The organism is Priestia sp. P5_B4, from assembly GCF_056400385.1.
The window spans coordinates 1-5726 of the sequence record NZ_JBFULJ010000199.1; the positions used below are offsets into that span (position 1 = coordinate 1).

Annotated in this window: 4 protein-coding genes; 2 read left to right on the forward strand and 2 right to left on the reverse strand. The window is 33.7% G+C overall.

The features are described from left to right. Positions 1-1576: 1576 nt before the first annotated feature. Positions 1577-2419 (reverse strand): isocitrate lyase/PEP mutase family protein, encoded by an 843-nt coding sequence (locus AC1DRF_RS15160; RefSeq protein WP_427077111.1) that lies wholly within the window; start codon positions 2417-2419, stop codon positions 1577-1579. Between the two features lie 97 nt (positions 2420-2516). Beyond that, entirely contained in the window at positions 2517-2993 is a 477-nt protein-coding gene (locus tag AC1DRF_RS15165; RefSeq protein WP_427077110.1) for a DinB family protein, read from the reverse strand. 180 nt (positions 2994-3173) lie between these two features. Between AC1DRF_RS15165 and AC1DRF_RS15170 the strand changes: the two genes are divergently transcribed. After that, positions 3174-4355 carry an IS256-like element ISBame1 family transposase gene (locus tag AC1DRF_RS15170; protein WP_050691277.1) on the forward strand — a complete coding sequence of 394 codons (1182 nt, stop codon included), beginning with the start codon at positions 3174-3176 and terminating at the stop codon, positions 4353-4355. A gap of 147 nt (positions 4356-4502) precedes the next feature. Beyond that, positions 4503-5414 (forward strand): DNA-3-methyladenine glycosylase family protein, encoded by a 912-nt coding sequence (locus AC1DRF_RS15175; RefSeq protein ID WP_427077109.1) that lies wholly within the window; start codon positions 4503-4505, stop codon positions 5412-5414. The last annotated feature ends 312 nt before the right edge of the window (positions 5415-5726 follow it).

A 5726-nucleotide genomic window follows, 5' to 3' on the forward strand; every position in this document is an offset into this window, starting at 1 on the left:
CACAGACTTCACCTTACTAAAAATGTAGGAAAAGGTCTTGCTAACAATTAAGATTGCCAACAAAGCCGGAAACAAAATGTTTCGTAGTGACGACTTTTGTTGTACAGCTACYCCCCTTTGGAGTATTAAGTTTGTTCAATGTTAACTTAAATCGATTCTACAAGTCAATTAATAACTAATAGCGTCCAAAAAGGAACATCCTTTTAGACAAATGTACGTCGAAGTATAGGCTAAATTATAATGGACTTTCTGTAGTTTAGAAAAGTAATACCTAAGTACTTTATAGCTTTATAAAGAGAAATTTATATTTATTTCTCCATGTGAAAATATGATATATTATATATACCTATAATACGCCATACTATAACTAATTTAGGTAATCATAAATAAAAGCACTACTAATCCATAAATATAAATATCATCAAAGGCGTTAGTACAGACCACTAACGTCTTTTTTAATGTCTTCTTCACTTTAAGATTTCTACACGCACTGGAGGGAGATAACATTGAGTAAAAATCAAAAGCTATGGACAACGGAGGAAGATTTATTCCTTAAAAAACAATATGGACAGATGACGTTCCAAAGAATGGGTGAACACTTAAATCGTAGCAAAGAATCTGTTAATAAACGGATTGTACGATTAAACCTTCGAAACGAAGAGAATTGCTTACATAAAAAATGGACAACGGAACAAGATACTTTCTTAAAAGAAAACATTGATATCATGAATAACCGGGAAATAGGAAATCATTTAGGTAAGACACCTTCTTCTATTGCTACTCGTATTAAAATATTAAAACTAACACGACGAGAAACACTGCGGAGATGGACGAATCCAGAGGATGAATACCTATTAAAGTATTGTGGATCCAAATCTCTTAAACACATATCTARACGACTGCAGCGAAGTATACCAGCRTTAGAGTCTAGATTAAATCGCTTAGGMGTATATGGAGTAAGAGCTTATACAGGAARTATTACRGTATATGAACTAGCMARWTTYCTYCAARTTGATGTTCATACYATTTATAAMTGGATTCARAAWAAKARRTTGCCYYATAAAATSACGAGGGCAARAACACGRAAWTTYRTAGGAATYGAWGTATYRGCCTTTTGGAAATGGGCTGARCARAATAAARARYTYCTTAAYTTTTCTAARATACCTASAAATACTCTTWTKCCWGAGCCSGATTGGGTAARKAAACAAMGGAAATATGATTATTWTAATCGTCCWAAAYATGAAAAKARAMRGTGGACWGAAGAAGARGATGCCCGTCTATGGTATATGTTCTACGAGGAAGGTCGTACTCAACAAGAAATCGGTCAACTTATAGGACGATCAAGGTATGGGGTTCAACGAAGGTTAAACCGATTGCGAAAAAAGAAATTGACCACTTAATGGCTGTATCCTGTACTTATTTTAAGCAATAGATATATTCACTCGATATTAAAATAAATCTTAAAAACAAAAAAGTACAGACCACTATATATGGTTTGTACTTTGGGCTAAGGAATAACACTACAAGAAAGATTGTCTAATAGCAGATTAACAATTTAACGCTTTAAAGTAAAGCATTAAATTGTCCCAATTAGTTCTGTTATTGCATTATAACTCATATTATCATTCATTAATCGTTGAAAATTATTATCATAAAGGATATCTTCAGTAATTCTTTGTAATAATGTAGCAGTTGCTCTAAAAGGGGCGGATCCAGTACTTATTCTTTCAATACCAACTTGTGATAATGTATTAATAGAAGGCAAATTTGGCCCAGACAAAAGATTAATGTGACAAGATAGTTCTTGTCGAACTTTTTTAATGGATTCCATGTCATATAGTCCAGGAATAAAAATACAATCTGCTCCAGCCTTTTGATATGCTTTTCCCCTATTAATGGCTTCTTGAAGTCTTAGATTCGGATCTCCTATATTTAACCAATACAAATCAGTGCGCGCATTAATAAATAATGGGGCTTTTAGCAATTTGGATAGTAATCTAATTTCAGATATTTTTTCTACTTGCAACGAAACATCTAAAATAGGACTATCTAAATCTCCTGTCCCATCTTCTAGGTTTATACCAATTCCTCCTGCTAAAATAATTCTCCTTACATTATCTACCACTTCATTAGTAGACCTTCCATAGCCAGACTCTAGGTCTACACTGACAGGAATATTGACTGAATTAATAATTCTCTTAACAGCTCCTAACATTTGTTCAAAAGGAATTTTTTCACCATCAGTATATCCTAAAGACATTGCTATGCCGGCACTGGTTGTTGCAATAGCTGGGAACCCATTTTTCTCAAAAATTTTAGCACTGATAACATCCCAAGCATTAGGCAATACAAAAGTATAGGGTCTTTTGTGAAGTTGTTGAAACGTCTGAAATTTAAGTAACTGCTTTTCATTATTCACAATGGTTCTTCCCCCTTTGAGTAAACAACTTTATGGCTTTGTATGAGCGTTCTTTAGAGCAGAGAAAAAATAAAACAACGGGAGATTAATCAGAAAGTTAATCCCATATTATAGGACGTTTAACTTTTGCAGTTCTTAAATAATCTAAAAGTTGTCCTGTATGTACTGATTCATGATAAGCAACTCGCAACAACATGTCCCCTAACTCTCGAATATACCCCATCTCCGATCGGTCTATTTTTATCTCTGTTAGATGCTTTTCATTAATGAGTCCTAAAAACTCTATAAATTTTTCCCTATATGGTTGAGCAAACTTTAATGCTTCTTCAACAGAACTAAATGTTATTGCCTTATAAGGATTATGCTCCTCTGTTAGAGAAAGGTTAAGGGGTTTTTCTAACATTTGATGATAGAGGTATTCTCCTTCAAGAACATGATGTATCATCTCCCTACATGACATTGCTTCTGGATCAGGGCGCCAGTCTAACCTATCTTGAGGTATTGACATCCATACTTCTATACTTCGACGTCTCACTTCTTCAAAGTTTAGTAAAATAAAACTCATCGCATTCATTTTTGCTCACTCCTTTAGTTTTACTATAAATATAACATATCCAAAGTATTACAATGAAAAATATGGATGGTTTTATAAGAGAGCGTAAAATATCTTGTGTAAATGAATAAATGCAAAAAGGAAGACCTTTTCTTGTAGAATTAAGTCACCACAACCAATTCAAAGAAAGAAGGTCTTCCTATGAATCAGTTTACAACAGATCTTGTTCAAGCTCTAGTCCAAAAAGAAGATGTGACGGAAATTTTCCGTTCTCACTTAGAAAATGCGGTTAATACGCTCTTAGCGAGCGAATTGACAGCCTTTTTGGACTACGAAAAATATGATCGTATTGGATTTAATACAGGGAATTCACGAAATGGTTCGTACGAACGAACGCTGCACACAGAGTTTGGAGAACTTCATCTCGTTATTCCTCGTGATCGGAATGGCGACTTTAAGCAACAGACGGTAGCTCCTTATAAAAGAGCCAATGATACGCTTGAAGCGTTTGTTATTCATATGTTCCAAAAGGGCGTAACGACTGCTGAAATTGCCCATTTGATGGAGCGCATGTATGGTCACCATTACACACCTCAAACCATTTCAAATATGACCAAAGTGATGTCTGAACAGGTAGAAGCATTCCGAGATCGAACGTTGTGTGCACGCTATGCGTGCGTTTATTTAGACGCTACATATATTGCTTTAAAACGAGATACAGTGTCTAAAGAAGCTGTCTATATTGCCGTTGGCATTCGCGAAGACGGTTCAAAAGAAGTGCTTGGCTATACAATCGCTCCTAACGAATCCGCCTTTGTCTGGAAAGAACTTTTAGAAGACATCAAATCTCGTGGCGTAGAGGAGATTCTGCTGTTTATTTCCGACGGGTTAAAAGGAATCTCAGACAGTGTTTTTTCTATCTATCCAGCTTCCTCTTATCAAACATGCTGCGTCCATCTTTCACGTACGATTGCTCATAAGGTTCGTGTATCCGATCGAGCTGAAATCTGTGAAGACTTTAAATCTGTGTACCGTGCAGAAAGCCTTGAAATGGGCCAACAGGCCCTACATTCGTTTATTGAAAAGTGGAAGTCAAAGTACCCAAAAGTGACAAAGCCACTGCTCAATAACTCTTATTTGTTCACGTTTTATAGCTTTCCTAAGTCTATTTGGCGCAGTATTTATTCGACCAATCTCATTGAATCTTTTAATAAACAAATCAAGAAATATAGTAAGCGTAAGGAACAATTCCCAAACGAAGAGTCACTTGAACGCTTCCTCGTTTCCCAATTTGACCAGTATAATCAGCGCTTTGCGACAAGATGTCATATTGGTTTTGATCAAGCTCGCGCAGAGCTACAAATGATGTTTAAAACAAACTAGTGAATAACATCTATAAGAAAAGGAAATTCGTATTTACACAAAATTATTGACGGTCCCTTTTATAAATATTATCTGTTTATTTAGATTAATCATTAATTTTTTAAGAAAGCCTGTTAATATAGATTTATTAAAAATTAGGAGGAACTTATGAGACAAAAAATAATTAGAATTAATAAACCAAGCATATATAATTTTGATTTAATTTTAAGGTACATAAAAAACTCGCCCTCCTTTGTAATCGAGAAGGTTATTGAAAACACATATTGTAGAGCTTTTGTAATAGGGGAAAGAACGTACCTAGTACTAGTTAGGGACGAAGGAATTGATAGTAAGTACTTGGAAGTTAAAGTTATTGGTGAAGAAGTTAAAAATAATCAGGTTCAACTAGTAAAGGAGAAAATCATCACAATATTTTGTCTGGAACAAGATATAAACAAAGCTCAAAAGTTTATAGCTAATGAATCTAAGATAGGAAAATTAATAAAAATGTACGAAGGGTTTAGACCTGTTTTATTAGGAAGTGTCTACGAATCCACTATATGGGCAATTATCGGTCAACAAATTAGTGCAAAAGTTGCTCATAGGATTAAAAAGAGTTTGTTAGAAAAAACAGGAGCTAAAATAATAATTAATAACTGTGAATATTATACGGATTTATGCCCTCACAAGGTGATGAAGTTAAATATAAACCAACTTCGTGACTTAAAGCTAAGTCAAAGGAAAGCTGAATATATTCATGAAATAACTAAAGCCATTATAGATGAGGAGCTAGACTTAAGTTGCTTATATTTATTAGATCGTGAAGAGGGTTGTAGCTATTTAATGAAACATAGAGGTATAGGAAAATGGACGGCAGAGTCAATACTAATGAGAGGTATAGGACGTCAAGACATTCTACCCGCAGGAGATTTAATTATACGTAAAGTAGTAGGAGAGATTTATGAGTATAATGAATTATTAACAGAATCACAAGTTAGAAAAATATCTACTCAATGGAAAACTGCGGAAACCTGGATTACTCATCTATGCTGGTTTTACATGCAAGAAAAAATATTATAAATGGAATATTTGTCGGTTTAAAATAAACGAAAAAAAGTATAATTTACCTGTTTTTATTTGAATATTATAAAAATTGGATTTAAGTGTTGAAAATGCCTTTTTAATGCAATATTATAAATATATCTTTTAAGAAATGGAGGTGTTAGTTATGAAGGTAAAAGTTAAGAAAACAACTAATAAGGCTGCTGTATTAAACGGTATTCCAGGCTAAGACGCTATAATTATGTAAACTACTTACTTATTGTTTAAACTTCAAGTCTGTAAATATAGGGAACTATCATATGATAGTTCCCTATTTCAATAATTAAGAGA